24 protein-coding genes and 6 tRNA genes are annotated in these 26,066 nt (G+C 35.2%); 24 read left to right on the forward strand and 6 right to left on the reverse strand.

Features of this window, described 5'->3' with window-relative positions; all coding sequences use genetic code 11:
- The first annotated feature begins 1 nt into the window (after nucleotide 1).
- The 19 genes from ABD792_RS07105 (at nucleotide 2) to ABD792_RS07195 (ending at nucleotide 16,916) form a co-directional block, all read left to right on the forward strand.
- On the forward strand, nucleotides 2-1,168 hold the full coding sequence (locus ABD792_RS07105) for an acyl-CoA dehydrogenase family protein (protein ID WP_345005182.1): 1,167 nt from the start codon (nucleotides 2-4) through the stop codon (nucleotides 1,166-1,168).
- 85 nt (nucleotides 1,169-1,253) lie between these two features.
- Complete coding sequence (gene rpsU, locus ABD792_RS07110; protein WP_345005183.1) at nucleotides 1,254-1,448, forward strand: 30S ribosomal protein S21; 195 nt, start codon at nucleotides 1,254-1,256, stop codon at nucleotides 1,446-1,448.
- Between the two features lie 444 nt (nucleotides 1,449-1,892).
- Nucleotides 1,893-2,789: a tyrosine-type recombinase/integrase gene (locus ABD792_RS07115; RefSeq protein WP_345005184.1), complete on the forward strand. Its 897-nt coding sequence runs from the start codon at nucleotides 1,893-1,895 to the stop codon at nucleotides 2,787-2,789.
- A 66-nt stretch (nucleotides 2,790-2,855) separates the two neighbouring features.
- Entirely contained in the window at nucleotides 2,856-3,158 is a 303-nt protein-coding gene (gene hpf, locus ABD792_RS07120; RefSeq protein ID WP_345005185.1) for a ribosome hibernation-promoting factor, HPF/YfiA family, read from the forward strand.
- A 101-nt stretch (nucleotides 3,159-3,259) separates the two neighbouring features.
- Nucleotides 3,260-3,333 (forward strand) — tRNA-Thr (locus ABD792_RS07125).
- A gap of 138 nt (nucleotides 3,334-3,471) precedes the next feature.
- Nucleotides 3,472-3,553 (forward strand) — tRNA-Tyr (locus ABD792_RS07130).
- 63 nt (nucleotides 3,554-3,616) lie between these two features.
- Nucleotides 3,617-3,689, forward strand: a tRNA-Gly gene (locus ABD792_RS07135).
- An 81-nt stretch (nucleotides 3,690-3,770) separates the two neighbouring features.
- Nucleotides 3,771-3,842 (forward strand) — tRNA-Thr (locus tag ABD792_RS07140).
- A 69-nt stretch (nucleotides 3,843-3,911) separates the two neighbouring features.
- A complete protein-coding gene (gene tuf / locus ABD792_RS07145; RefSeq protein WP_345005187.1) occupies nucleotides 3,912-5,099 on the forward strand; it encodes an elongation factor Tu in 1,188 nt (395 codons plus the stop codon).
- 62 nt (nucleotides 5,100-5,161) lie between these two features.
- Nucleotides 5,162-5,234 (forward strand) — tRNA-Trp (locus ABD792_RS07150).
- Between the two features lie 19 nt (nucleotides 5,235-5,253).
- A complete protein-coding gene (secE, locus tag ABD792_RS07155; RefSeq protein WP_345005189.1) occupies nucleotides 5,254-5,448 on the forward strand; it encodes a preprotein translocase subunit SecE in 195 nt (64 codons plus the stop codon).
- A 17-nt stretch (nucleotides 5,449-5,465) separates the two neighbouring features.
- The gene (nusG, locus tag ABD792_RS07160) at nucleotides 5,466-6,020 is read left to right on the forward strand and encodes a transcription termination/antitermination protein NusG (RefSeq protein WP_199116666.1); all 555 of its coding nucleotides are present in this window, start codon (nucleotides 5,466-5,468) and stop codon (nucleotides 6,018-6,020) included.
- 74 nt (nucleotides 6,021-6,094) lie between these two features.
- Nucleotides 6,095-6,532 (forward strand): 50S ribosomal protein L11, encoded by a 438-nt coding sequence (gene rplK, locus ABD792_RS07165; RefSeq protein WP_345005191.1) that lies wholly within the window; start codon nucleotides 6,095-6,097, stop codon nucleotides 6,530-6,532.
- A gap of 19 nt (nucleotides 6,533-6,551) precedes the next feature.
- Nucleotides 6,552-7,241: a 50S ribosomal protein L1 gene (gene rplA, locus ABD792_RS07170; RefSeq protein WP_345005192.1), complete on the forward strand. Its 690-nt coding sequence runs from the start codon at nucleotides 6,552-6,554 to the stop codon at nucleotides 7,239-7,241.
- 19 nt (nucleotides 7,242-7,260) lie between these two features.
- Nucleotides 7,261-7,782, forward strand: a complete 522-nt coding sequence (rplJ, locus tag ABD792_RS07175) for a 50S ribosomal protein L10 (RefSeq protein WP_345005193.1) — start codon at nucleotides 7,261-7,263, stop codon at nucleotides 7,780-7,782.
- A 64-nt stretch (nucleotides 7,783-7,846) separates the two neighbouring features.
- On the forward strand, nucleotides 7,847-8,224 hold the full coding sequence (gene rplL / locus ABD792_RS07180; RefSeq protein ID WP_345005194.1) for a 50S ribosomal protein L7/L12: 378 nt from the start codon (nucleotides 7,847-7,849) through the stop codon (nucleotides 8,222-8,224).
- Between the two features lie 125 nt (nucleotides 8,225-8,349).
- Nucleotides 8,350-12,162, forward strand: a complete 3,813-nt coding sequence (gene rpoB / locus ABD792_RS07185) for a DNA-directed RNA polymerase subunit beta (RefSeq protein WP_345005195.1) — start codon at nucleotides 8,350-8,352, stop codon at nucleotides 12,160-12,162.
- A gap of 82 nt (nucleotides 12,163-12,244) precedes the next feature.
- Nucleotides 12,245-16,546 carry a DNA-directed RNA polymerase subunit beta' gene (gene rpoC / locus ABD792_RS07190; protein ID WP_345005196.1) on the forward strand — a complete coding sequence of 1,434 codons (4,302 nt, stop codon included), beginning with the start codon at nucleotides 12,245-12,247 and terminating at the stop codon, nucleotides 16,544-16,546.
- 52 nt (nucleotides 16,547-16,598) lie between these two features.
- Nucleotides 16,599-16,916 carry a DUF3467 domain-containing protein gene (locus ABD792_RS07195; RefSeq protein WP_199116672.1) on the forward strand — a complete coding sequence of 106 codons (318 nt, stop codon included), beginning with the start codon at nucleotides 16,599-16,601 and terminating at the stop codon, nucleotides 16,914-16,916.
- A gap of 264 nt (nucleotides 16,917-17,180) precedes the next feature.
- Here the strand turns inward: ABD792_RS07195 and ABD792_RS07200 are convergent, their stop codons facing one another.
- Both ABD792_RS07200 and ABD792_RS07205 read right to left on the reverse strand, forming a co-directional pair.
- Nucleotides 17,181-17,414: a (4Fe-4S)-binding protein gene (locus tag ABD792_RS07200; protein ID WP_345005197.1), complete on the reverse strand. Its 234-nt coding sequence runs from the start codon at nucleotides 17,412-17,414 to the stop codon at nucleotides 17,181-17,183.
- Between the two features lie 158 nt (nucleotides 17,415-17,572).
- Nucleotides 17,573-19,162, reverse strand: a complete 1,590-nt coding sequence (locus tag ABD792_RS07205) for a peptide chain release factor 3 (RefSeq protein WP_345005198.1) — start codon at nucleotides 19,160-19,162, stop codon at nucleotides 17,573-17,575.
- Nucleotides 19,163-19,291: 129 nt separating this feature from the next.
- Between ABD792_RS07205 and idi the strand changes: the two genes are divergently transcribed.
- The 3 genes from idi to ABD792_RS07220 are packed head-to-tail and all read left to right on the forward strand — an operon-like array spanning nucleotide 19,292 to nucleotide 21,215.
- Nucleotides 19,292-19,813, forward strand: a complete 522-nt coding sequence (gene idi / locus ABD792_RS07210) for an isopentenyl-diphosphate Delta-isomerase (RefSeq protein WP_345005199.1) — start codon at nucleotides 19,292-19,294, stop codon at nucleotides 19,811-19,813.
- Complete coding sequence (locus ABD792_RS07215; protein ID WP_345005200.1) at nucleotides 19,814-20,224, forward strand: 6-pyruvoyl trahydropterin synthase family protein; 411 nt, start codon at nucleotides 19,814-19,816, stop codon at nucleotides 20,222-20,224.
- Between the two features lie 19 nt (nucleotides 20,225-20,243).
- Nucleotides 20,244-21,215, forward strand: a complete 972-nt coding sequence (locus tag ABD792_RS07220) for a type I phosphomannose isomerase catalytic subunit (protein WP_345005201.1) — start codon at nucleotides 20,244-20,246, stop codon at nucleotides 21,213-21,215.
- A 34-nt stretch (nucleotides 21,216-21,249) separates the two neighbouring features.
- On the opposite strand, the gene ABD792_RS07225 is transcribed toward ABD792_RS07220, so the two are convergent.
- Entirely contained in the window at nucleotides 21,250-21,621 is a 372-nt protein-coding gene (locus ABD792_RS07225; protein WP_345005202.1) for a hypothetical protein, read from the reverse strand.
- A 437-nt stretch (nucleotides 21,622-22,058) separates the two neighbouring features.
- On the opposite strand from ABD792_RS07225, the gene ABD792_RS07230 reads away from it, so the two are divergent.
- The gene (locus ABD792_RS07230; protein WP_345005204.1) at nucleotides 22,059-22,328 is read left to right on the forward strand and encodes a hypothetical protein; all 270 of its coding nucleotides are present in this window, start codon (nucleotides 22,059-22,061) and stop codon (nucleotides 22,326-22,328) included.
- Between the two features lie 62 nt (nucleotides 22,329-22,390).
- Nucleotides 22,391-22,464: transfer RNA gene (locus tag ABD792_RS07235), tRNA-Thr, on the forward strand.
- 164 nt (nucleotides 22,465-22,628) lie between these two features.
- Here ABD792_RS07235 and ABD792_RS07240 read toward each other — a convergent pair.
- From ABD792_RS07240 to ABD792_RS07250, 3 genes are all read right to left on the reverse strand, one after another.
- Nucleotides 22,629-23,321 (reverse strand): DUF4369 domain-containing protein, encoded by a 693-nt coding sequence (locus ABD792_RS07240; protein WP_345005207.1) that lies wholly within the window; start codon nucleotides 23,319-23,321, stop codon nucleotides 22,629-22,631.
- A 49-nt stretch (nucleotides 23,322-23,370) separates the two neighbouring features.
- Nucleotides 23,371-24,684 carry a DUF819 family protein gene (locus tag ABD792_RS07245; protein ID WP_345005208.1) on the reverse strand — a complete coding sequence of 438 codons (1,314 nt, stop codon included), beginning with the start codon at nucleotides 24,682-24,684 and terminating at the stop codon, nucleotides 23,371-23,373.
- Between the two features lie 407 nt (nucleotides 24,685-25,091).
- Complete coding sequence (locus ABD792_RS07250; RefSeq protein ID WP_345005209.1) at nucleotides 25,092-25,823, reverse strand: outer membrane beta-barrel protein; 732 nt, start codon at nucleotides 25,821-25,823, stop codon at nucleotides 25,092-25,094.
- Nucleotides 25,824-26,066: the final 243 nt, after the last annotated feature.

Below are 26,066 nucleotides of genomic sequence, written 5' to 3' on the forward strand. Positions count from 1 at the left end.
GATGCATAGTATGTACTTCACAGAGGAACACGATCTTTTTAGGAAGAGTCTTCAGGGATTTCTAAAAAAAGAGGTTGTTCCTTATATAGATACATGGGAGAAAACAGGGATAATTGATCGGTTTGTTTGGAAGAAGTTTGGAGATATGGGGTATTTTGGTATCGCTTATCCTGAAGTGTATGGAGGGACGGATTTAGATTTGTTTTACACGGTTATCTTTTTAGAAGAACTTCAAAAGATTAATTCAGGAGGGTTTGCTGCGGCTATGTGGGCGCATGCCTATTTAGCAATGACGCATCTTAATAAAGAAGGTAATGATAGTATAAAGCAGCGTTATTTGGCACCGAGTATTGCTGGTGAAAAAATAGGATGCTTATGTGTTACCGAACCCTTTGGTGGTAGTGATGTGGCTGGTATGCGAACTACAGCTGTTAAAGAAGGAGGTAATTATATAATTAACGGTTCAAAAACTTTTATAACCAATGGTGTTTACTGTGATTATATGATTGTTGCAGCGAAAACAAATCCTGAGCTTGGAAACAAGGGGGTAAGCATATTTGTTGTAGATAAAGACGCTCCCGGAATAACGGCCACAAAATTGGATAAGTTAGGATGGAGAGCATCAGATACGGCTGAAATAGCTTTTAATAATGTTGTGGTTTCCGAAGCGAATCTTATGGGAGAACGCGATAGGGGGTTTCAGTACATTATGCAGCACTTTGCTTTAGAGCGTTTAATAATGGGGGTTAATGCACATGCACGAGCAGAATATGCCCTTGACTATGCAAAGCAGTATATGTCCGAACGACAAACCTTTGGCAAAGCAATAAATCAACACCAAGCATTGCGACACAAATTTTCGGATCTCTATAGTTTTATGGAAGTTTGCAAAGCGTATAATTATTTAGTGGCTTCCCAATTAGATAAAGGAATTTATGCTGTAAAAGAAGCAACTATTTCTAAGTTGCAATCCACTAAAATGGCAGATGAGGTTATTTACGAATGCCTTCAATTTTTAGGAGGTTATGGTTACATGGAAGACTATCCAATGGCTAGGCTATTAAGAGATAGTAGGCTGGGGCCAATAGGAGGAGGTACTTCTGAAATACTGCGCGAGATTTTGGCTAAAATAGTCATAGATAAAAAAGAATATAAACCAGCGACGTAAAATAATTAACAATTAATAATTATTAATTAATAATTGTTTTTATATTTGCAGCCTGAAATTCTAAAAGAGAGGAGGTTAAGACACTATGTTAATAATACCAATTAAAGAAGGAGAAAATATAGATAGAGCGCTAAAGCGTTTTAAGCGTAAGTTCGATAAGACAGGTGTTAAGCGTCAGTTGCAAACACGTAAGCAATTTACAAAGCCATCAGTTGAGCGTAGAGCGCAAATTCAAAAAGCGCAATATATCCAAGCATTAAGAGATGCAGAAGATATATAAATAGTAGCTTATTTATTTACAAAATAGATTCCCGCAGTTTGCGGGAATTTTTTTTGTGGTTAATCAAAAATAATTCCTCGACGCTCAGCGTCGGGGTTTCCGTTGAAATTGTCATTCCCGTTAAATCGTAGATTCATGAATACCTTAATTTAAAATATGTTTTGATGAATAAAATGGGAATCTAAATACAGAATTTCGGTTTTTGGCCTTGTGGGGTCAAAATGAAACGAGCGAAATACCCCCCCCCTATGGATCTGCCTCGGAGATAGTTCGTTTCAAGAAATTCTTTATTTTAAAATTCAATAAAACTTCGTACTTTTAAAATCGGTTCTCATTTGAAATTTACACAAACCTAAAAAGAGAAATTTAACATAGTAAATTAAGTTATGCAGTGTTGATTCAAAAGGGAGGGGTAATGGGTGGTTTCTCTAATTTTAATACAATATGTCCTTTAAGTCTTTTGCAGATTATTTGTTACTAGAAAAGAACTACTCAGCTTTAACTGTTAAGGCGTACCTAAAAGATTTAGAAGATTTTTCCCAATTCATTTTTCTTGAATACAAAATGGAGGAGGTACTACATGTTAATTATTCTCAAATACGAACTTGGATTGTATGGTTGGTGGAAAGAGGTCTTTCAAATAGGAGTGCTAACAGGAAAGTATCTGCCATTAATACCTACTATAAATTTCTTTTAAAAACAGACACTATTAAGCTAAACCCTCTAGCTAAGCATAAGGCTTTAAAGACAAGTAAAAAAGTACAAGTTCCTTTTTCCGAAGAGGAAATAACAGCTGTCTTGGACGGTTTTATAAATGAAAATGATTTCGAAAGTATGCGAAATAAATTAATTGTTGAATTGTTTTATTCTACTGGAATACGTCGTATAGAGTTGATACAGTTAAAGTTAGATAATATTGATTTAGACAATAAGTCGTTAAAGGTTTTAGGAAAGAGAAATAAAGAACGTATTCTGCCGTTATTAGAAACAGTGCGGCAAACGATTCGTAAATATTTAAAGCTAAGGCTCGAGTTAAATTCTATTTTGGACACCGACTATTTGTTTGTTACAAAAAAGGGGGTAAAAATATATGAAACACTTGTATACAGAATAATAAATGATTATTTTAGTAAAGCATCTTCAAAGGTAAAAAAGAGTCCTCATATATTAAGGCACTCTTTTGCAACGCATTTGCTTAATCAAGGAGCCGATTTAAATGCTGTTAAAGAACTTTTGGGGCACGCAAGCTTGGCAGCTACACAGATATATACGCATAATAGTATTGCTGAGCTAAAAAAAGTATATGTGAACTCGCATCCAAGGAGTGAAAAAAGAGAGTAAACCGCCTCGGGGCATTTAAATCTCGATTATCGAGTGAAAAATTTTGTCTAACCAAAAAAGAAGAGTATGAAAGTAAACATGCAATCAGTTAATTTTAATGCAGATAAAAAGCTGATAGATTTTATTCAAAAACGTATGGATAAGTTGGATTTATTTTATGATAAGGTCATCAAATCAGACGTTTACTTAAAAGTTGAAAATACTAGCGATAAAGAGAATAAAATTTTTGAAGCAAGAGTAAGTGTGCCTGGTGATAGTTTTGTGGTGAAAAAACAATGTAAAACCTTTGAAGAAGGAGCGGATATAGCAGCGGCATCACTAGAAAGGCAGTTAAAAAAGCGAAAAGAGAAATTAAGAGCGCATTTATAGTAAAAATTTCTAAAAAATGTTTTGAATAAAAAAATAAATATATACATTTGCAGTCCGTTAGAAATAGCGGGCTTTTTTTATGTGGAAAAAAGCAAAGAAAAGCCGATATAGCTCAGCTGGCTAGAGCAGCTGATTTGTAATCAGCAGGTCGTGGGTTCGAGTCCCTCTATCGGCTCTTGAAATTTTGAAAAGGTAAGTGTAATAACAAGTGGTTGAAGTTGGAAATAACTTTAAATTTAGCGGCTTTTAATAACATTTCTTTTTTAAAAATACGTTCTTTAAAGGATTGAAAATAAAACACAAAAGTTAACTTGGGGAGATACTCAAGCGGCCAACGAGGGCAGACTGTAAATCTGCTGACTATGTCTTCGCAGGTTCGAATCCTGCTCTCCCCACTTTTTAAGTCTTTTCTGTACGGGTGGATTTAAGAATTGTTGACTTTGAATTGTTATATTATTGCGGGAGTAGCTCAGTTGGTAGAGCGTCAGCCTTCCAAGCTGAATGTCGCCGGTTCGAACCCGGTCTCCCGCTCTAAAGAATTTATGAATTACTAAGCTGTTATGGTCGTAAATCTACCTTTAGGTAGGTTTAAATAGGTATCGTAAATAAAAAGCCGGTGTAGCTCAGGGGTAGAGCGTTTCCTTGGTAAGGAAGAGGTCACGGGTTCAATTCCCGTCATTGGCTCTATGTAGAAGCTAAAAATTAGAATACACTAATATTATTATATAACTAAGATTTAAATTATTTAAAAACATGGCAAAGGCAACTTTCGATCGTTCAAAACCACACTTAAATATTGGTACAATTGGACACGTAGATCACGGTAAAACAACTTTAACTGCTGCTATTACTAAAGTATTAGCTGATGCAGGTTTATCAGAGGCGAGAGATTTTGATCAAATTGATAACGCTCCAGAGGAAAAAGAAAGAGGTATTACAATTAATACGTCTCACGTAGAATATCAAACACAAAATCGTCACTATGCTCACGTTGACTGTCCAGGTCACGCGGATTACGTAAAGAACATGGTAACTGGTGCAGCTCAAATGGATGGTGCTATCTTAGTGGTTGCTGCTACTGATGGTCCTATGCCACAAACTCGTGAGCACATCTTATTAGGTCGTCAGGTAGGTATTCCTCGTATCGTTGTTTTCTTAAACAAAGTAGATATGGTTGATGATGAAGAGCTTTTAGAGTTAGTAGATATGGAAGTTAGAGATTTATTAAACTTCTATGAATACGATGGTGATAATGGTCCTGTAATTTCTGGTTCTGCTTTAGGTGCACTTAACGGTGAGCAAAAATGGGTAGATACTGTAATGGAATTAATGGAAGCATGTGATAATTGGATTGAAGAGCCTGTTCGTGATATGGATAAGCCTTTCTTAATGCCAATTGAAGATGTATTCTCAATTACAGGTCGTGGTACTGTTGCAACTGGTAGAATTGAAACTGGTGTTGCTAACACAGGAGATCCTGTAGAAATTATTGGTATGGGAGCTGAGAAGTTAACATCTACTATTACTGGTATCGAGATGTTCCGTCAAATATTAGATAGAGGTGAAGCTGGTGATAACGCTGGTATCTTATTAAGAGGTATTGAGAAAACTCAAATCTCTAGAGGTATGGTAATCACTAAGCCAGGTTCTGTAACACCACATAAAAACTTCAAAGCTGAGGTTTATATCTTGAAAAAAGAAGAAGGTGGTCGTCACACACCTTTCCATAACAACTACCGTCCACAGTTCTACGTGCGTACAACTGACGTAACAGGAAACATTTCGCTTCCTGATGGTGTTGAAATGGTTATGCCTGGTGATAACTTAACTATTACTGTTGAATTAATCCAACCAATTGCAATGAATGTTGGTTTACGTTTCGCTATCCGTGAAGGTGGTAGAACAGTAGGAGCAGGTCAGGTAACTGAAATTTTAGACTAAATTAAGTTTAATGATATAGCTTAAGGTATCCCGTTTATCGGGATGCCTTTTGACTTATATTTACGGGTTTAGCTCAGTTGGTAGAGCACTGGTCTCCAAAACCAGGTGTCGTGAGTTCGAGTCTCGCAACCCGTGCAAATTAAGAACAAAAAGAATGGCAGGAATTGTAAATTATATAAAAGAATCATTTGGAGAACTAAAGAACAATGTTACTTGGCCAACTTTGGCTGAAGGACAAAGTTTAACTGTTTTAGTTGCGTTGTTTTCAATTATATTTTCTCTTGCTATATGGGGTGTAGATACTGTTTTTAGCAAAGTCATAACATTTTACTTTGATTGGATTAACTAACTGTTAAAAATAGATTTATGTCTGAGGAAAGTGGAAAAAAATGGTATGTTGTTCGAGCTGTAAGTGGTCAAGAACATAAAATTAAGACGTATATAGAGAATGAAATCGCTCGTTTAGGTCTTCAGGATTATGTGGATCAAGTGTTGGTTCCAACAGAAAAAGTGATTCAAATCCGCAATGGAAAGAAAATAAGCAAAGAGAAAGTTTATTTTCCTGGTTATATAATGATTCAAGCGAATTTAACTGGTGAGGTGCCTCATATAATACGTTCTGTAACGAACGTGATAGGTTTCTTAGGAGAAACTAAAGGAGGTGATCCAGTGCCGCTAAGACAATCTGAAGTTAACAGAATGTTAGGTAAAGTAGATGAGTTGTCTGTAGAAGAAACTACAAACGTGGCAATACCATTTACGAAAGGGGAAACTGTTAAAGTTATTGATGGACCGTTTAATGGATTTGATGGTACTATTGAGAATATAAATGAAGAAAAGCGTAAGCTTGAAGTAATGGTAAAGATATTTGGAAGAAAAACACCATTAGAGTTAAGCTATATGCAGGTTGAAAAAGTATAATAATTGTTACACTATATAAATGATGCGTTTTAAAGCTTCCAAAAAATAGAGCGTATCAAACTAAATTATTAAAAATGGCAAAAGAATTAGGTAAAGTAGTTAAGTTACAAGTTCGGGGAGGTGCTGCGAATCCGTCGCCACCGGTTGGACCCGCTTTAGGTGCTGCTGGAGTTAACATTATGGAGTTCTGTAAGCAGTTTAATGCTAGAACTCAAGATAAAGCTGGTAAAGTATTACCAGTAGTTATCTCTGTTTACAAAGATAAGTCATTTGACTTTGTAATCAAGACTCCTCCAGCTGCAGTACAATTATTAGAAGCGGCCAAGGTGAAGAAAGGTTCAGGAGAACCAAACCGAAAAAAAGTAGCTAAAGTTTCATGGGATCAAATCAAAACTATAGCAGAAGATAAAATGCAAGATTTAAATGCATTTACTATTGAATCTGCTATGAAGATGGTAGCTGGTACCGCGAGATCGATGGGTATAACCGTAACAGGGCAATTCCCTTCTTAATCTATTAAAGACATTAAAAATGGCAAGATTAACAAGAAAGCAAAAAGAAGCTTTAGCAAAAATAGAAAAGGGAAGATTATATTCTCTTGATGAAGCATCAGCATTAGTAAAAGATATCACAAATACAAAATTTGATGCATCTGTTGATATCGCTGTGCGTTTAGGTGTAGATCCTAGAAAAGCAAATCAAATGGTAAGAGGTGTAGTGTCACTTCCTCACGGTACTGGTAAAGATATGAAAGTATTGGCATTGGTAACACCCGATAAGGAGGCTGAGGCTAAAGACGCTGGAGCAGATTACGTTGGTTTAGACGAATACCTTGATAAAATTAAAGGTGGTTGGACCGAAGTAGATGTAATTATTACCATGCCTAGTGTTATGGGGAAATTAGGCCCATTAGGTAGAATATTAGGCCCTCGTGGTTTAATGCCTAACCCTAAAACAGGAACCGTAACCATGGATGTCGCTAAAGCTGTTAGTGAAGTTAAAGCAGGTAAAATTGACTTTAAAGTTGATAAAACAGGTATCGTACATGCAGCAATAGGTAAGGCATCTTTTAGTGCTGATAAAATTGCAGGAAATGCAAACGAATTATTACAAACATTAATTAAATTAAAACCAACTGCTGCAAAAGGTACTTATGTGAAAAGTATTTTCCTTTCAAGTACAATGAGTCCAAGTGTTGCTGTTGATCCTAAAATTGGTTAATTAGTTAAAAACTTTTATTATGACAAGAGAAGAAAAATCACAAGTAATTGAAGAGTTAACTGCAGAATTAGCCAATAATGCAAATATCTATTTAACAGATATTTCAGGATTAAACGCAGGAACTACTTCAGACTTACGTCGTGCTTGTTTTAAAGCAAACGTAAAATTAGCAGTTGTTAAAAATACATTACTTGAAAAAGCAATGGAAGCATCAGATAGAGAATTTGGTGATCTTCCTTCGGTTTTAAAAGGTAATACATCAGTGATGTATTCAGAAACAGGTAACGTACCGGCTAAATTAATTAAGACCTTCCGTAAAAAATCTGAAAAACCTTTATTAAAAGGAGCATTTATTGAGGAAGCAGTTTATATTGGTGATGACCAACTAGACATGTTAGTAGATATCAAGTCTAAAGAAGAGTTGATCGGTGATATTGTAGGCTTACTACAATCTCCTGCTAAGAATGTCATTTCTGCACTTAAATCAGGTGGAGGAACATTAGCTGGTATCATTAAAACACTATCCGAAAAAGAAGGATAGTATTAAATAGTACGCACTTTTATACAATTATATTACAATTAAAAATTTATTAAAACGATAGAAAATGGCAGATTTAAAAGATTTCGCAGAACAATTAGTTAACTTAACAGTAAAAGAAGTAAACGAGTTAGCTACTATATTAAAAGATGAGTATGGTATCGAGCCTGCTGCTGCTGCTGTAGCAGTTGCTGCTGGTCCTGCTGCTGGTGGAGACGATGCTGGTGAAGCTCAAACTGAATTTGATGTAATCTTAAAAGCAGCTGGTGGTTCTAAATTAGCTGTTGTAAAATTAGTTAAAGAATTAACTGGTTTAGGATTAAAAGAAGCTAAAGAATTAGTTGATGGTGCACCTAGCGCAATTAAAGAAGGTGTTTCTAAAGACGAAGCAGAAGGCTTAAAAGCATCATTAGAAGAAGCTGGAGCAGAGGTTGAGCTTAAGTAAGCTTAGCAACCAAACAATACAAAGGTTTAGGTCTGAAGGTTAATACTTCAAGACCTAAACCATTTTGCGTATATAACAATATTATACGCCAATATTATTTTTTTTAATCAAAATTCCGTCCATTGATGTTATCAACACAAGCTGAAAGATTAAATTTCTCCTCTATTGTAAATAGAACCGAATATCCAGATTTCTTGGACATTCAGATTAAATCCTTTCAGGATTTTTTCCAATTAGAAACTAAATCTGAAGAAAGAGGTGATGAAGGCCTGTATAACACCTTCATGGAAAACTTCCCAATTACTGATTCTCGTAATCAATTTGTTTTAGAGTTTTTAGATTACTTTGTAGACCCACCACGTTATGCTATAGATGAGTGTATCGAGAGAGGTCTAACGTACAGTGTGCCATTAAAGGCAAGGTTAAAGTTATACTGTACAGATCCTGAACATGAGGATTTTGAGACCATTGTTCAAGATGTGTATTTGGGTACTATACCTTACATGACTCCCAGTGGAACATTTGTGATAAATGGAGCAGAACGCGTTGTTGTATCGCAGTTGCATCGTTCTCCTGGTGTATTTTTTGGCCAATCCTTCCATGCTAATGGAACAAAATTATATTCGGCAAGGGTAATTCCTTTTAAAGGATCTTGGATTGAATTTGCAACAGATATCAATCAGGTAATGTATGCTTATATCGATAGAAAGAAAAAGTTACCTGTTACTACCTTGTTTAGAGCTATAGGTTTTGAACGCGATAAAGATATTTTAGAGATTTTTGATTTAGCTGAAGAAGTTAAAGTGTCAAAATCTGGATTAAAGAAATGTTTAGGAAGAAAACTAGCTGCCCGTGTACTTAACACATGGCATGAGGATTTTGTTGACGAAGATACAGGAGAAGTAGTATCAATTGAGCGTAATGAAATTATTCTTGATCGTGATACTGTTTTAGATAAAGATAATATAGAAGAAATTATTGAAGCAGATGTGAAAACCATTCTTCTGCATAAAGAAAGTGCAGAGCAAGGTGATTATGCTATCATTCACAATACGCTTCAAAAAGATCCAACAAACTCAGAAAAAGAGGCTGTTGAGCATATCTATAGACAATTACGTAATGCCGAACCACCAGATGAAGAAACAGCACGTGGTATTATAGATAAGTTATTCTTTAGTGATCAACGTTACTCTTTAGGAGAAGTTGGACGTTATAGAATGAATAAAAAATTAGGTCTTGATATTGAAATGGATAAGCAAGTGCTTACCAAAGAAGATATCATTACCATTATAAAATATTTAATTGAGCTTATCAATTCTAAAGCAGAAATTGATGATATCGATCACTTGTCCAACCGTCGTGTACGTACAGTAGGTGAACAATTATCACAGCAGTTTGGTGTTGGTTTAGCTCGTATGGCGCGTACCATTCGTGAGCGTATGAACGTTCGGGATAATGAAGTATTTACCCCTATTGATTTGATTAATGCAAAGACGTTGTCTTCTGTGATCAATTCATTCTTCGGTACCAACCAGTTGTCTCAGTTTATGGATCAAACAAATCCATTAGCAGAGATCACACACAAGCGTCGTTTATCAGCCCTAGGACCTGGTGGTCTATCCCGTGAAAGAGCTGGTTTCGAGGTACGTGACGTACACTATACACATTATGGTCGTTTGTGTCCTATTGAAACTCCTGAAGGTCCAAATATTGGATTAATTTCATCACTTTCTGTGTATGCAAAAGTGAATACTATGGGATTCATAGAAACACCATATCGTCCAGTTGAAAATGGCGTAGTAGACATTAAAGGGGCTCCAGTATACTTAAGTGCTGAAGAAGAAGAAGAAAAGTTAATCGCGCAGGCTACTGTAAAAGTAGATGAAGAAGGTAAAATATTGCACGATAAGGTTATTGCTAGAATGGAAGGTGATTTTCCAGTTATCGAGCCAACTGCCATTCACTATACAGATGTAGCGCCTAACCAAATTTCATCTATCTCTGCATCGTTAATTCCTTTCTTAGAACATGATGATGCTAACCGTGCCTTGATGGGATCGAATATGATGCGTCAGGCAGTTCCTTTATTACGTCCTGAATCACCAATTGTGGGTACAGGATTAGAACGCCAAGTAGCTTCTGATTCCCGTGTTTTGGTTAATGCAGAAGGAAATGGTGTTGTAGAGTATGTGGATTCTAATGAAATTAGAATTAGATACGATCGCACCGAAGACGAAGCTAAAGTGAGCTTTGATAGCGATCTTAAAATATATCAATTAGTTAAATTCAGAAAGACCAATCAAGGAACCTCTATTAACTTAAAGCCAATTGTTGAAAAGGGTGATAAAGTGAGTAAAGGACAGGTTTTATGTGAAGGTTATGCTACTCAAAAAGGTGAATTGGCCTTAGGTAGAAACATGAAAGTAGCATTTATGCCTTGGAAGGGGTATAACTTTGAGGATGCTATTGTAATTTCTGAAAAAGTAGTTAGAGAAGACATCTTTACATCCATTCATATTGATGAATACTCTTTAGAAGTACGTGATACAAAATTAGGTAACGAAGAGTTAACAAACGATATTCCTAACGTTTCTGAAGAAGCAACCAAAGAGTTGGATGAGAATGGAATGATTCGCGTTGGAGCAGAAGTAAAGCCAGGAGATATTCTTATTGGTAAGATTACGCCAAAAGGAGAAAGTGATCCAACACCAGAAGAAAAGCTATTACGTGCCATCTTTGGTGATAAAGCAGGTGATGTAAAAGATGCTTCATTAAAAGCTTCGCCATCTTTAAATGGTGTTGTTATTGAAAAGAAATTATTCTCTCGTGCTGTAAAAGACAAACGTAAGAGAGCACAAGACAAAGATGATATCTTAGCATTAGAAGCACAATATGATAGAAAGTTTGACGATTTAAAAGATATCTTAATCGAAAAATTATTCGCAATCGTAAATGGAAAAACTGCTCAAGGTATTTATAATGATTTAGGTGAAGAGGTGTTGCCAAAAGGTAAGAAGTTCACGCTTAAGATGTTAAATGCTGTTGATGATTATGCACATTTAGTATCTGGAAAATGGACAACCGACGATCATACAAATCAACTTGTAGCCGATTTAATCCATAATTATAAGATTAAAGAAAACGATTTACAAGGTGCTTTAAGACGCGAGAAGTTTACTATTTCTGTAGGAGATGAATTGCCATCAGGAATCATTAAACTTGCTAAAGTTTATATAGCCAAAAAACGTAAACTTAAAGTAGGGGATAAAATGGCGGGTCGTCACGGTAACAAAGGTATTGTTGCACGTATTGTTCGTCAGGAAGATATGCCTTTCTTAGAAGACGGAACACCTGTAGACATAGTGCTAAACCCACTTGGTGTGCCATCTCGTATGAACATCGGTCAGATTTATGAGACAGTTCTTGGATGGGCAGGTCAAAAATTAAACCGTAAGTATGCAACACCTATTTTTGATGGAGCTACTATAGACCAAATTAATGAATTGACAGACGAAGCTGGAATTCCTAGATATGGTCATACCCACTTATACGATGGTGGAACAGGAGAGCGTTTCGATCAGCCAGCAACAGTTGGTGTTATCTATATGTTGAAATTAGGACATATGGTTGATGATAAAATGCATGCACGTTCCATTGGACCTTACTCATTAATTACACAACAACCTCTAGGTGGAAAAGCACAATTTGGAGGTCAGCGTTTTGGTGAGATGGAAGTTTGGGCTCTTGAAGCTTATGGTGCTTCAAGTACGCTTAGAGAAATTTTAACTGTAAAATCTGATGATGTTATTGGACGTGCCAAAACATACGAAAGTATTGTTAAAGGTGAGCCAATGCCAGATCCAGGATTGCCGGAATCATTCAATGTATTAATGCATGAATTAAAAGGTCTTGGATTAGACATACGATTAGAGGAGTAAAAAATAGTTGGCAGTCTCAGTATTTAATTAGCAGTTTATGCTAGATACTGAATACTGAGACTGAGACTGAAAACTTAAGAAAATGGCAAGAAAACAAGATAAGAATACAGTAAAGAGATTTAATAAAATCTCAATAGGTTTAGCATCACCAGAGTCTATTTTGGCTGAGTCTAAAGGTGAGGTGTTAAAACCTGAAACTATCAATTATCGAACTCACAAACCAGAACGCGATGGTTTGTTCTGTGAGCGTATTTTTGGTCCTGTAAAGGATTATGAATGTGCCTGTGGAAAATATAAGCGTATACGTTACAAAGGTATTGTATGTGATCGATGTGGAGTAGAAGTAACAGAAAAGAAAGTACGTCGTGACCGTGTTGGTCATATTAATTTAGTGGTACCCGTAGCCCACATTTGGTATTTCCGTTCGCTACCAAATAAGATTGGTTACATTTTAGGATTACCATCTAAAAAACTGGATATGATTATTTACTACGAGCGTTACGTAATAATTCAGCCAGGCATAGCAAAAAATGAAGAAGGGGAACCATTGCAAAAAATGGATTTCCTTACAGAAGAAGAGTATCTAAATATTTTAGAATCCCTTCCACAAGATAATCAATATCTGGACGATAATGACCCTAATAAGTTCCTAGCAAAAATGGGAGCTGAGTGTTTAATTGAATTATTGTCTAGGATTGACCTTGAGTCTTTGTCGTACGAATTGCGCCATAAGGCCAACACCGAAACATCAAAGCAACGTAAAACGGAGGCATTAAAGCGTTTACAGGTAGTTGAAGCCTTACGTGAGTCTAACAATAACCGTGAGAATCGTCCAGAATGGATGATTATGAAAGTTATTCCGGTTATACCTCCAGAATTGCGTCCATTGGTGCCATTAGATGGAGGTCGTTTTGCAACGTCAGATTTAAATGATTTATACCGTCGTGTAATAATTAGAAACAATCGTTTAAAGCGTCTTGTAGAGATTAAAGCACCAGAAGTTATTTTGCGTAATGAAAAGCGTATGCTACAAGAATCTGTAGATTCGTTATTCGATAATACACGTAAATCATCTGCTGTTAAAACAGATTCTAACAGGCCTTTAAAATCACTTTCCGACTCACTTAAGGGTAAACAAGGACGTTTCCGTCAAAACTTATTAGGTAAGCGTGTTGATTATTCTGCACGTTCGGTAATTGTCGTTGGACCAGAATTAAAATTATACGAATGCGGATTGCCAAAAAATATGGCAGCAGAACTATACAAGCCTTTCGTAATTAGAAAATTAATTGAAAGAGGTATTGTAAAAACTGTAAAGTCTGCTAAGAAAATTATTGATAAAAGAGAGCCAGTGGTTTGGGATATCTTGGAAAATGTTCTTAAGGGACATCCAGTATTGCTAAACCGTGCTCCTACGTTACACAGATTGGGAATACAAGCATTCCAGCCAAAATTAATTGAAGGGAAAGCTATCCAATTACACCCATTAGTATGTACGGCATTTAATGCGGATTTTGATGGTGACCAGATGGCGGTTCACTTACCGTTAGGACCAGAGGCTATTTTAGAGTGTCAATTGTTAATGTTGGCTTCTCACAATATTTTAAACCCAGCCAATGGATCACCAGTAACAGTACCTTCTCAAGATATGGTACTTGGTCTTTACTATATGACCAAACTACGTAAATCGACGCCAGAGCTTACCGTTAAAGGAGAAGGTTTGGTTTTCTATTCACCAGAAGAAGTTGTTATTGCCTTTAATGAAAAGCGCGTAGATTTAAATGCTTCTATCAAGGTAAGAACATTAGATATTAATGAAGATGGTAAATTGGCTCCTACAATTATTGATACAACTGTAGGTCGTGTGTTATTCAATCAAAAAGTACCACAAGCTGCCGGATTTATCAATGAGGTGTTAACCAAGAAATCGTTGAGAGACATTATCGGTAGAATTCTTAAGTTTACCTCAGTGCCTGAAACAGCCGATTTCCTTGATGAAATTAGAACACTAGGATTCAACTTTGCATTCCAAGGTGGATTGTCATTTAGTTTAGGAGATATTATCATTCCACCAGAAAAGCAAGGAATGATTGATAAAGCAAATGAGTTAGTTGATGGTATTACAGGTAACTATAACATGGGACTTATTACCAACAACGAGCGTTATAACCAGGTTATTGATATCTGGACATCAACAAATGCCGAGTTAACCGAGTTGTCTATGAAGCGTATTCGTGAAGACCAACAAGGGTTTAACTCCGTATTTATGATGCTTGATTCTGGGGCTCGTGGATCGAAAGAACAGATTCGTCAGCTTACAGGTATGCGTGGTTTGATGGCAAAACCTAAAAAATCGAACGCAGGTGGAGGAGAGATTATTGAAAACCCAATTCTTTCTAACTTTAAAGAAGGACTTTCAATTTTAGAATACTTTATCTCTACACACGGTGCACGTAAAGGTCTTGCAGATACAGCCCTTAAAACAGCCGATGCAGGTTATTTAACACGTCGTTTGGTAGACGTATCTCAAGATGTTATTATTAACAGTGAAGATTGTGGAACCTTAAGAGGTGTTGAAGTTGAACCATTGAAGAAAAATGATGAAGTAGTTGAAACGCTTCAGGAAAGAATCGTAGGGCGTGTTTCTTTAAATGATGTATACCACCCACTAACAGATGAGCTATTGGTAACTTCAGGACAATTAATTGAAGACGATATAGCCAAGGCTATTGGAGATTCTCCAATTGAAACTATGGAAGTACGTTCGCCATTAAGTTGTGAGGCTCTTCAAGGTATTTGTGCTAAATGTTACGGTCGTAATTTAGCTACTGGAAAAATGGTGCAAATGGGAGAAGCTGTAGGTGTTGTTGCAGCTCAATCTATTGGAGAACCAGGTACACAGTTAACTCTTCGTACGTTCCACGTAGGAGGTATTGCAGGTAACATTTCTGAAGAGAATAAATTAGCGGTTAAGTTTAACGGTATTGCCGAGATAGAAGACTTAAAGACTGTTAAAGGACAAGATAGTGAAGGAAATGAGATAGATGTTGTAATTTCCCGTACTTCAGAACTTAAACTTATAGATAAGAAAACAGGTATTACCTTAAGTACTAATAACATTCCTTACGGATCAACTTTATATATTAAAAATGGAGCTGAATTAAGTAAAGGAGATGTGGTTTGCTCTTGGGATCCATATAACGGTGTTATTATCTCTGAGTTTTCTGGTAAAGTAAAGTATGAAAATATAGAACAAGGTATTACTTACCAAGTTGAGATAGATGAACAAACTGGTTTCCAAGAAAAAGTAATTTCTGAATCTAGAAATAAAAAACTTATTCCAACTTTACATATTGAAGATGGAAAAGGAGAAGTGATTCGTTCATACAACCTTCCAGTTGGTGCGCACTTAATGATAGACGATGGCGATAAGATTACCGTAGGTAAGATTTTAGTGAAGATACCTCGTAAGTCTGCTAAAGCAGGTGATATTACGGGAGGTCTACCACGTGTTACAGAGTTATTTGAAGCGCGTAATCCTTCTAACCCAGCAGTTGTAAGTGAGATTGATGGAGTGGTTTCTTTTGGAAAGATCAAGCGTGGTAACCGTGAAATTATTGTAGAATCTAAATTAGGAGAAGTTAAAAAGTACTTGGTTAAATTATCAAATCAAATTCTTGTACAAGAAAATGATTATGTTAAAGCTGGGATGCCTTTATCTGACGGTTCTATTACTCCTAACGATATCTTAAATATCAAAGGGCCTTCAGCTGTTCAACAATATTTGGTAAATGAAGTGCAAGAAGTATACCGTTTACAAGGTGTGAAGATTAATGACAAGCACTTTGAGGTTGTTGTAAGACAAATGATGCGTAAAGTTCGTATTATTGATTCTGGAGATACTATCTTCCTAGAAGACCAATTAGTTCATAAAGCAGATTTCATTAAAGAAAATGATGAAATCTTTGGAATGAAAGTTATAGAAGACGCAGGTGATTCTTCTAAACTTAAAGCTGGTCAGATAGTTTCAGTAAGAGAATTGAGAGACGAGAATTCGATTTTGCGTAGAGAGGATAAGCAATTGGTTGTAGCAAGAGAAGCACAACCTGCAACAGCTACTCCTATATTACAAGGTATTACGAGAGCATCGCTTCAAACAAAATCATTTATCTCTGCGGCTTCCTTCCAAGAGACTACTAAAGTGCTTAATGAAGCAGCTGTAGCAGGTAAAGTGGATACTTTAGAAGGCTTGAAGGAAAATGTTATTGTCGGACATAGAATTCCAGCAGGAACAGGTATGCGTCGTTACAATAATATTATTGTAGGCTCAAAAGAAGAGTTTGACGAGATGATGCAAGTAAAACAGGAATTAAATTATAATTAGTAGTTAACATTCCCGCAATAGCGGGAATGTTTTTTTATAATACATTGTAGTTATGGCAGAAGAAAATAATAAACAAAAGCAAGGTCAAATTAATATTGAATTGGACGAAAAGGTGGCCGAAGGTACTTATTCTAACTTAGCTATTATTAATCATTCGGTTTCAGAATTTGTTGTAGACTTTGTAAACATTATGCCTGGAGTACCTAAAAATAAGGTTAAGTCTAGGATTATATTAACACCTCAACATGCAAAACGCTTGTTAAAAGCATTAGGAGATAATGTGGCAAGATTTGAAAGTGCTCATGGTGAAATCAAGGATTACGAGCAACCACCTATACCTTTAAATTTCGGTCCCACTGGACAAGCATAATGCTTGATGTGGAGTTTAAGTAGTATATATGGAAGAAGTTGCTCGAAATGTTTCATTAGCAACCACCTATACCTTTAAATTTCGGTTCCACTGGACAAGCATAATGCTTGATGTGGAGTTTAAGTAGTATATATGGAAGAAGTTGCTCGAAATGTTTCATTAGCAACCACCTATACCTTTAAATTTCGGATCCACAGGATAAGTAAATATAAAAGCCCTTTGAAATGGTTTCAAATGGCTTCTTTTTTTGTAATAGTGCTACTATTAGCTAGCTTTTATTTTATTGTTTAATTGGTATTTTAAAGCACCTGAAGGACAACGTTTAATTTGATTAATTATGCGTTGTGTTTCTGTATTGTCTAAATTTATCCACGGAATAATGGATTTGCTAAACACATTGGATAGCTCTTTAGCACAAACTCCGGACAGTACACATTTGCAAGGGTCGTAGGTTACAGTAATTTCTTCATTACTAAACTCTTTGGCATTGACTTCCATGATTTAATCATTTTGGGGTTACGATTATAATAAAGATAAATCATTATCCTAAATAACTCCAATTTAATCGATTAAACCTTAAAATATCACGGCTACTGTATTGCTCATTAAAGAATAAAGTAAGCAATAGTTAGCAAATGAAGCTAGATTTTAAAATATTAATCAAATTCAGAAGTAAAATGAAATTTTATGCTTGGGTACTTTTGTTGGGTCATTTGCAACGAAAAAGGTGAATCGGCCAAAAATACCAATTGTCCCTGTTTATCTTTAGCTAAAAAGCGTTGCTTTACCCGGGTAAATTCTTTATATTCTTCTGGGTTAGCTCCTTTTGGGTCTATCCAACAAGCTTTATGAACATTTAAGTTTTCATAGCTACATTTAGCACCATATTCATGCTCCAATCGGTATTGGATAACTTCATATTGTAAGGCTCCGACAGTTCCTATTACTTTTCTGCCGTTCAATTCAAGCGTAAATAACTGAGCTACACCTTCGTCCATTAATTGGTCAATGCCTTTATAAAGCTGTTTAGATTTTAAAGGATCTGCATTATTAATGTATCTAAAGTGCTCAGGCGAAAAACTAGGAATACCTTTGTAATTTATTGTTTCCCCTTCGGTAAGTGTATCCCCAATTTTAAAGTTACCAGTATCGTGAAGTCCAACGATATCACCAGGATACGATATATCGACAATTTCCTTTTTTTCTGCAAAAAAGGCATTGGGGCTGGAAAACTTTAGCTTTTTATTATGCCTAACATGTAAGTAAGGCGTGTTTCTTTTAAATGTACCAGATACAATTTTAATAAAGGCCAGACGGTCTCTATGGTTGGGATCCATGTTTGCATGGATTTTAAAGACAAAACCACTAAACTTATTTTCATTAGGATCCACAATGCGTTCTTCACTTTGTTTTGGCCGCGGTTTTGGTGCAATATTAATAAAACAGTCCAGTAGCTCACGAACACCAAAATTATTCAGTGCAGACCCAAAAAAAACAGGTTGTATCTTCCCATTTAAATAGTTGTCTCTGTTAAATGATGGATATATGCCTTCAACAAGTTCAATTTCCTCCCTAAGAGTCTCTGCTGCGGTATCACCTACAAGCGTGTTAAGCTCTGGCGATTGTAAATCGGATATTTCTATAGTTTCCTCAATATCCTTTCTACTATCACCACTAAAGAGATTAATGTTCTTTTCCCAAATATTATATATCCCTTTAAAGTCGTATCCCATCCCAATAGGAAAGCTTAAAGGCACAACATTTAAGCCAAGTTTTTGCTCAATTTCATCTAAAAGATCAAATGCATCTTTACCTTCCCTATCCATTTTATTAATAAACACAATCATTGGAATATTGCGCATACGACAAACTTCAACCAATTTTTCTGTTTGTTCTTCAACCCCTTTGGCTACATCAATAACAACAATAACACTATCTACGGCTGTTAAGGTTCTAAACGTATCCTCCGCAAAATCCTTATGTCCAGGCGTGTCGAGAATGTTAATCTTAATGCCGTTATATTCAAAAGCCAAAACCGAAGTAGCAACCGAAATACCACGTTGGCGTTCAATTTCCATAAAGTCACTGGTCGCTCCCTTTTTTATTTTATTGCTTTTTACGGCACCAGCTTCCTGAATAGCTCCTCCAAAAAGAAGTAATTTTTCGGTTAAAGTTGTTTTACCTGCATCAGGGTGTGAAATGATGCCAAATGTACGTCTGCGTTGTATTTCTTCTATTAAACTCATAAATAATTGTGCAAATGGGTTGCAAAGATACTATTATTAACCGCAATACATATACAAGAAGATATGGGTTTTTAAATTTGTATCTATAATCATGAATTTTAAAAATTAACTTGGTATTTTTGTGTCATTATGGAAGAAGAAAAAGTAATTCTTGTTAATGAAAATGATGAGCAAGTTGGTTTAATGCCCAAAATGGAAGCTCATGAAAAGGCATTGTTGCATCGAGCTTTTTCGGTGTTTATTTTTAATGATGAAAATGAATTGATGTTGCAGCAACGGGCTCTTAATAAGTACCATTCACCAGGGCTTTGGACCAATACATGCTGTAGCCATCAGCGTGATGGTGAAACCAATATCGAAGCGGGGAGAAGACGTCTGCAGGAAGAAATGGGATTTACCGTTGACTTGACAGAATCGATTTCCTTTATTTACAAAGCACCTTTTGAGAATGGTTTAACAGAGCATGAATACGACCATGTTTTATTGGGGAAGTATAACGAAGCTCCCAAAATAAATCTAGACGAAGTGGCAGATTGGAAATGGATGTCATTAGAAACAGTTAAAGCTGATATTGCTTTGCACCCCGAGCTATATACGGAATGGTTTAAGGTTATTTTTGATAAGTTTTATACGCATATTAATATAGCCTAAATGGAAGTCACTGTTAGCAGAAAGGCACATTTTAATGCAGCGCACCGGTTGTATAGGAAAGATTGGAGCGATGAAAAAAACAATGCGGTTTTTGGTAAATGCAATAACCCTAGTTTTCATGGACATAATTACGAGTTGATAGTGAGTGTTACAGGTGAGATTGATCCAGAAACAGGTTATGTTATTGATGTGAAAATCCTTAAGGATTTAATTAAAACAGAAGTTGAGGATGCTTTCGACCATAAGAATTTGAATCTTGATGTCTTAGATTTTAAAGATTTGAACCCAACGGCAGAGAACATAGCTGTTGTAATCTATAATAAGATAAAGCCATATTTGGCTTCTCATTTAAAATTGGAAATCACACTTTTTGAGACACCTCGCAATTTTGTGAGCTATTCAGGTAACTAAATGAAGATAAACTATAACTATGGAGAATAAATTATACCCCATCAAGTTCACACCCATTTTGAAGGATAAAATTTGGGGAGGGCAAAAATTAAAAACAATACTAAATAAAAATAGTGATTTACCAAATATAGGTGAGAGTTGGGAAATAAGTGATGTTGAAGGTGATACATCAATTGTGTCTAATGGAGGTTTAACAGGAAAATCATTAAAAGACCTTTTAGAAACCTTTAAATCAGACTTGGTTGGTGAGAAAAACTATAAACAGTTTGGGAATAAATTCCCGCTGCTTATTAAATTCATTGATGCCAGAGAAGACCTGTCTATTCAATTGCACCCTAACGATGAGTTAGCTGCCAAACGACACAATTCCTTTGGAAAGACGGAGATGTGGTATACCATGCAAGCCGATGAAGGTGCTAACCTAATTGTAGGGTTTAACCAGAAAATGACTAGGGAAACGTATTTGGAGCATTTAGAGAACAAAACTCTTACCGATATTTTGAATTTCGATAAGGTGAAGGCCGGTGATACTTATTTTATAGAAGTAGGAAGAGTACATGCAATAGGTGCAGGTGTTATGGTAGCCGAGATACAGCAAACAAGTGATATTACATATAGGGTTTACGATTGGGATAGGGTAGATGACCAGGGAAATGAAAGAGAACTGCATAATGATTTGGCTATTGACGCATTTGACTTTGATATGCCAGATAATTTTAGAGTAACCTATGCTAAAGAAGAAAATAAATCTAACCAAATGGTTAGTTGCCCTTATTTTAATACCAGTTACCTTGAAGTTACTGGGACACTAAATAAGGCTAATAATTATGATTCTTTCATGATTTACATGTGTGTAGACGGAGAAGCCGAAATAAAGACGGCTACGGTTACAGAGGTTTTAAGGAAAGGAGAGACTGTACTATTACCTGCAGCTGTTAAAGATTTTGAGATTACAGCTAAATATGCTAAACTATTAGAAGTATATGTTTAATTGAAAATCCCAAGTATAATACTTGGGATTTTATTTAACAAGCCCTTTTGCTATCCTGATAGGTCTTTCCCTTTAAAGGAAAACCAAAAAGAGCACTACAAATTGTTTCATGTCGGTTCGAGGCCTTTTTTGCCTTGGTCACAATTATATTTACTAGATAGCCATTGGTGTCTTGCCTGACTAATTGTGCCTGAATGGTTAATTTGTCGTTTACAAAGGCATTTTTGTGCATTCTAAATTTGTAGTCTGTAAATTCAGGAATGTCTTGCAAATAAAATCCTTTAATTGGAGTTGATGCGACTTTTTTTATTTTGTCGTATAGAATGTTTGGAAGTAAAAAACCGTTAGCGTTACTGGCGTTTTTTGTTACTGTGTAAGGAATGTTTATGTGGGTAAGTGTATTCATTGCTTTAAAGTTTAAGGGTATAGTAATAAAGGAGTGAGTCGGTAATTGTGATACGTGCTAAATAAGACGTTATTACAAATGGCTAAGCGGGTTAATTGTTGTAGTTTTTGGTTGATGGATTTCATTGTTTTCATGATTTTAAAATTTAAATGTTAAAAAAAAAGGTGCTTTTTAAAAAAGCACCTTTACTGTTTATAGTTGTAATAATTGTTTACGTTTATTCAAGATGCATAGGAGGGTGTTTCATTTTTAACACAACAATAGCTGCTGTTTTACATTGTTGTAAAAAACGGCTGGAACTCTTCTTGTATGATACTCTTAATGCATTCATAGGTGTAAAACTAGGAATTAATTTTTTATTTAGCTAATATTTAAAATAATTATACCTAATTATATTTAGGATTAATGTAATTTTGTCCCAAATAAATAATTTAGTTATGGCAAATAAAAGAGACCTTAAGAAAGACATCAATTATGTATTAGGCGATATTATTGAGGCAGTATATGTTTGGGAATATGCAAATACAGATAAAGATACTAAGGAAAGTTCGGCAATAATAGATGAAGCTATTGAAGTTTTTGATGATTTAATTGCTAAAGTTAACAATAGAAGTGTTGAGGATAAAAAAGCTCATTTTAAAGCAATTAATAATGAACTTGAAGCTAAAGGAAAAGCGTTAATTGAAAAGGTTAACAAATTAGGTTAATTTTTTCGGAAAGTTTTTTTGCAAATATTGTTTTTCATTTTATATTTGCGCCCGATTAAAGTGCCGATGTAGCTCAGCTGGCTAGAGCAGCTGATTTGTAATCAGCAGGTCGTGGGTTCGAGTCCCTCCATCGGCTCTAAAGAATAAAGGAAGTCCAGTTAAAGATTAACTGGGCTTTTTTTATGTAAAAAAATGACCCTTCATCATTATATTTATAAAAAACAAAGGCACCTAAAAAAATAAACTCAGGTGCCTTTTTTTGTATAGAGAAAAACTAATATAGTTTGTGGGTAGATTATTTTATTTACCCTTTATAGCATCAATGTAGGATTGTAATTCTTGTCCATATTTAGAAGCTTTTATTTTTGGTGTTAAAGAGTTGTTGATTGTATCAAGAAAATTGATTTTTGCATCATAAATTTCCGTAAGAGCCAAATAGGGGGCTACTTCACTGTTGCTATTATTAATGGCGAAGTTTACAGTATATAAATATTTGCGCTTTGTGAGACCGTTGAATAGGCTGCTTAAATCACTAATTTTACTGGAATCTCCATTTTTTTGAGCTTCTAGGTTTTCTTTTATTAAATCTAGATTTTTACTATTTAATCGAGCTATAATCGCTTGGTATTCTTCTAGAGTTTCCTGTTGGCTACATCCTTTAATTTTAGCATCGTAATTAAAATTTTTCAATGTTGTATTGATTTCAGTGATGCCTTTATCGGCAAAAAAGGCAATACGGTTGTCTTCGCTACTGTTTTTGTCTAAGTATAAAAAGAATATCTCGGGGGATTCTATTGTACTGTGTAATTCAAATGCTGGATTACCATTAATTTGAAGCGAATCGATTGTTATAAGAGTAGAATCTTGTACTTTTTTTAGATATACTGTTCCTTTTTTCAATCCTTTTATGTTGACTTTAACGGTTAAGTCGTGTTGAGTTTTGGAACATGATGCAATAACAATTATTGCGAATGCTAATATTAATTTTTTCATATTCAATGCTACTTTTTAAGAACGCAAATATGCTAATAAAAATTGAGAATTATCCAGTTGCCGAGGCTAATTCCATTAAAATGGTACAAGCTATTGCAGAAATAGTTCCTATGGCGTATCCAAATACGGCAAGCAACACGCCTACAGTTGCTAATGAAGGGTGGAAGGCAGCAGCTACTATAGGGGCTGAAGCTGCACCTCCAACATTGGCCTGACTGCCTACAGCTAAAAAGAAATAGGGGGCTTTAATAAGCTTGGCTATTAAAATTAGAAGTCCTGCATGAATACTCATCCAAACAATTCCTATAGCAATTAATCCTACATTGTCAAAAATAAGCTTTAAATCCATTTTCATTCCTATGGATGCTACCAATATGTATATAAATATACTACCAATTTTACTGGCTCCGGCACCTTCATAATTTCTTGCTTTAGTATAAGACAGCAATATTGCAATTACTGTGGCAATACTTATCATCCAAAAGAAACCTGATTCAAGGAAAGTGAATATATTTCTGGTTGTAGCGTTTTCAATTGATGCAACAGTTTCACTAAATAGAGGGGTAAGATAACCTGAAAATAGATGTGCTATACTTACAGCTCCAAAGGCTATGGATAACATAATCATATAATCTGCCAATGAAGGGTTTTTTTTGATACTTTCAGTGAATGATGAAACCTTTTCTTTTAAATTTTCAATAGATTCGGTGTTCGCTTTTAGCCATTTGTTAATGTTGTGCCGCTTTCCAATGCCTATCAACAAAATAGCCATCCAGATATTTGCCACAACAATATCTACGAATACCATTCCGCCATAAAGTTTTTGGTTGTAACCGTATATTTCTAGCATTGCTGTTTGATTGGCGCCTCCTCCAATCCAGCTTCCTGCTAAAGTAGATAAACCTCTCCAAACGGCATCGGGACCAACCCCTCCAACTGTTTCGGGAGAGAATATTGAAATTAAAAGAATGGCTAATGGGCCTCCTATTACAATCCCTATGGTACCAGTGAAGAACATAATTAATGCCTTCCAACCTAAGTTGAACACAGCTTTTAGGTCAATACTTAAAGTCATTAATACAAGAGCTGCAGGTAGTAAAAATCGACTAGTAATAAAATAGATGTTGGTTTTGTGCTTTACTATTTCGTTAGATTCATTTAAGGTATCCCATTCTGGAGCAATAAGCCCCAACGATGTTAAAATAGCTGGAACCATATAAGCCATAAAAAGCCCTGGAACTACTTTGTAGAATTTATACCAAAAACCAGAAGGTCTGGATTCGGTATAAAATACAAAGCCAAGAGAAAGCATTAAGAGTCCAAAAACAATAGTGTCGTTAGTAAACAGAGGAGTGTTTTCCATAATTATGCGCTGGTTTTCTAAAAAGTTTAAACGAGTTTATAATAATATTGTGTTTTTTATAACAACAAATTTAATTTTTTTTGAACGGTACGCTCGGGATGTTGTAGTTATAAAAATAAATTTCACAATTATTATGACTTTGGTATAGGTTTTGGTAATAACTTAGATAGCAATCAGAAATGCTCAAAACTGGAATTTTTCCATGTATTTTTCTTGAAATCGATTTTTTTTGAATTTTTTCAAAAAAAATAATTTAAATATCAAGTTTGGCACAATGATTGATGATTATAAAATATTGCATTCAGTAATTGGTTTATTGAGTGGTTACTTTAAATCTAAGAATGCAATTTCATATTTTTGGTTGGTTAGTTAGTAAAAAGCACCCTTTTGGGTGCTTTTTTTGTTTGTTATCCTGGGCAATAGCATTTGTTGCCCTTAAATAAATTTGAAAAGAACCCTTTAATCTCGCCTTCTTCCGTTCTAAATAAATAAACATTTAAGCTTAAGCTAATCTGAGAAGGAGTATAGGGCCATATATCGGCAATGTTTATGCCGTAAGCCGAATTATGAAAATCTTGATAGTTGTCGCCATGCTCGCCTTGAGTTTCTTTTATTCCGAGTTCGTAGCGTAAGTCTACACCAACATATTTAAACTCAGCTTGAATGCCAAAATGTATGTTTGTAACTGTTTTTTCGTAAATAATAGGGGATCTTCCAGCTATATTATTTGCGCCTTCAATTGTCATATCTTTAAAAAAGTTAATGCTTGGTCCTGTATAAATTGAAATAGGGTCAAATACTTTATAACCTATTAATAAAGGAACATTAATTTTAGAAGCGTTCCATTTAGACGTTTTAATAGGAAAATTGTAGTTGTTCTTGTGGGTCGCAAAATTTAGTTCAGGACGAAAAAATAAATTATTAAATGCAATATTTAAAAATGCGCCGAATTGTGTTCCTAATTCTTTATTGGGAGAAAAGGTTTCATCTGGCTTACCAATTTGAATAGATCCTCCTCTGGAATTTATATCTCCAATGTTGTAATAATTAAAGCCTCCTTTTATGCCAAAAGCATATTCCTGTGCGTTAGCATAAAGACAAATAAGTAAGTAGAGCGCTAGAAGTAGGTGCTTTTTCATTTTCATTACATATAGATTTGTGTCTTTTAAATGTATGAATATGAATTGCTTATAGTGTAATTTTATCGTTGAGAATAGGGCTTTTTTCGATTAGTTTCATTTTATGGGTACATTTATTCGCGTTTTTTAACAAAATGAAACCAAGACGATTAAAATAATCATTAAGCACTCAGAAAAATGATTATTTTGACCGTTTAACGTTGCGGTGGTCATTGAAAATTAACAAAAAAGACATGAGCAACA

The sequence above is a fragment of the Snuella lapsa genome, assembly GCF_039539345.1.
Lineage (GTDB): Bacteria > Bacteroidota > Bacteroidia > Flavobacteriales > Flavobacteriaceae > Snuella > Snuella lapsa.

Bases quoted from the DNA above. Each gene is read 5' to 3' on its own strand.
- tuf (WP_345005187.1), top strand. From the start codon at position 3,912: ATGGCAAAGGCAACTTTCGATCGTTCAAAACCACACTTAAATATTGGT.
- rplL (WP_345005194.1), top strand. From the start codon at position 7,847: ATGGCAGATTTAAAAGATTTCGCAGAACAATTAGTTAACTTAACAGTA.
- ABD792_RS07195 (WP_199116672.1), top strand. From the start codon at position 16,599: ATGGCAGAAGAAAATAATAAACAAAAGCAAGGTCAAATTAATATTGAA.
- ABD792_RS07245 (WP_345005208.1), bottom strand. From the start codon at position 24,684: ATGGAAAACACTCCTCTGTTTACTAACGACACTATTGTTTTTGGACTC.
- hpf (WP_345005185.1), top strand. From the start codon at position 2,856: ATGAAAGTAAACATGCAATCAGTTAATTTTAATGCAGATAAAAAGCTG.
- ABD792_RS07215 (WP_345005200.1), top strand. From the start codon at position 19,814: ATGGAAGTCACTGTTAGCAGAAAGGCACATTTTAATGCAGCGCACCGG.
- rplA (WP_345005192.1), top strand. From the start codon at position 6,552: ATGGCAAGATTAACAAGAAAGCAAAAAGAAGCTTTAGCAAAAATAGAA.
- ABD792_RS07105 (WP_345005182.1), top strand. From the start codon at position 2: ATGCATAGTATGTACTTCACAGAGGAACACGATCTTTTTAGGAAGAGT.
- idi (WP_345005199.1), top strand. From the start codon at position 19,292: ATGGAAGAAGAAAAAGTAATTCTTGTTAATGAAAATGATGAGCAAGTT.
- ABD792_RS07230 (WP_345005204.1), top strand. From the start codon at position 22,059: ATGGCAAATAAAAGAGACCTTAAGAAAGACATCAATTATGTATTAGGC.
- nusG (WP_199116666.1), top strand. From the start codon at position 5,466: ATGTCTGAGGAAAGTGGAAAAAAATGGTATGTTGTTCGAGCTGTAAGT.
- rpsU (WP_345005183.1), top strand. From the start codon at position 1,254: ATGTTAATAATACCAATTAAAGAAGGAGAAAATATAGATAGAGCGCTA.
- ABD792_RS07205 (WP_345005198.1), bottom strand. From the start codon at position 19,162: ATGAGTTTAATAGAAGAAATACAACGCAGACGTACATTTGGCATCATT.
- ABD792_RS07200 (WP_345005197.1), bottom strand. From the start codon at position 17,414: ATGGAAGTCAATGCCAAAGAGTTTAGTAATGAAGAAATTACTGTAACC.
- ABD792_RS07220 (WP_345005201.1), top strand. From the start codon at position 20,244: ATGGAGAATAAATTATACCCCATCAAGTTCACACCCATTTTGAAGGAT.
- ABD792_RS07225 (WP_345005202.1), bottom strand. From the start codon at position 21,621: ATGAATACACTTACCCACATAAACATTCCTTACACAGTAACAAAAAAC.
- ABD792_RS07240 (WP_345005207.1), bottom strand. From the start codon at position 23,321: ATGAAAAAATTAATATTAGCATTCGCAATAATTGTTATTGCATCATGT.
- rpoB (WP_345005195.1), top strand. From the start codon at position 8,350: ATGTTATCAACACAAGCTGAAAGATTAAATTTCTCCTCTATTGTAAAT.
- rplJ (WP_345005193.1), top strand. From the start codon at position 7,261: ATGACAAGAGAAGAAAAATCACAAGTAATTGAAGAGTTAACTGCAGAA.
- ABD792_RS07250 (WP_345005209.1), bottom strand. From the start codon at position 25,823: ATGAAAAAGCACCTACTTCTAGCGCTCTACTTACTTATTTGTCTTTAT.
- rpoC (WP_345005196.1), top strand. From the start codon at position 12,245: ATGGCAAGAAAACAAGATAAGAATACAGTAAAGAGATTTAATAAAATC.
- ABD792_RS07115 (WP_345005184.1), top strand. From the start codon at position 1,893: ATGTCCTTTAAGTCTTTTGCAGATTATTTGTTACTAGAAAAGAACTAC.
- rplK (WP_345005191.1), top strand. From the start codon at position 6,095: ATGGCAAAAGAATTAGGTAAAGTAGTTAAGTTACAAGTTCGGGGAGGT.
- secE (WP_345005189.1), top strand. From the start codon at position 5,254: ATGGCAGGAATTGTAAATTATATAAAAGAATCATTTGGAGAACTAAAG.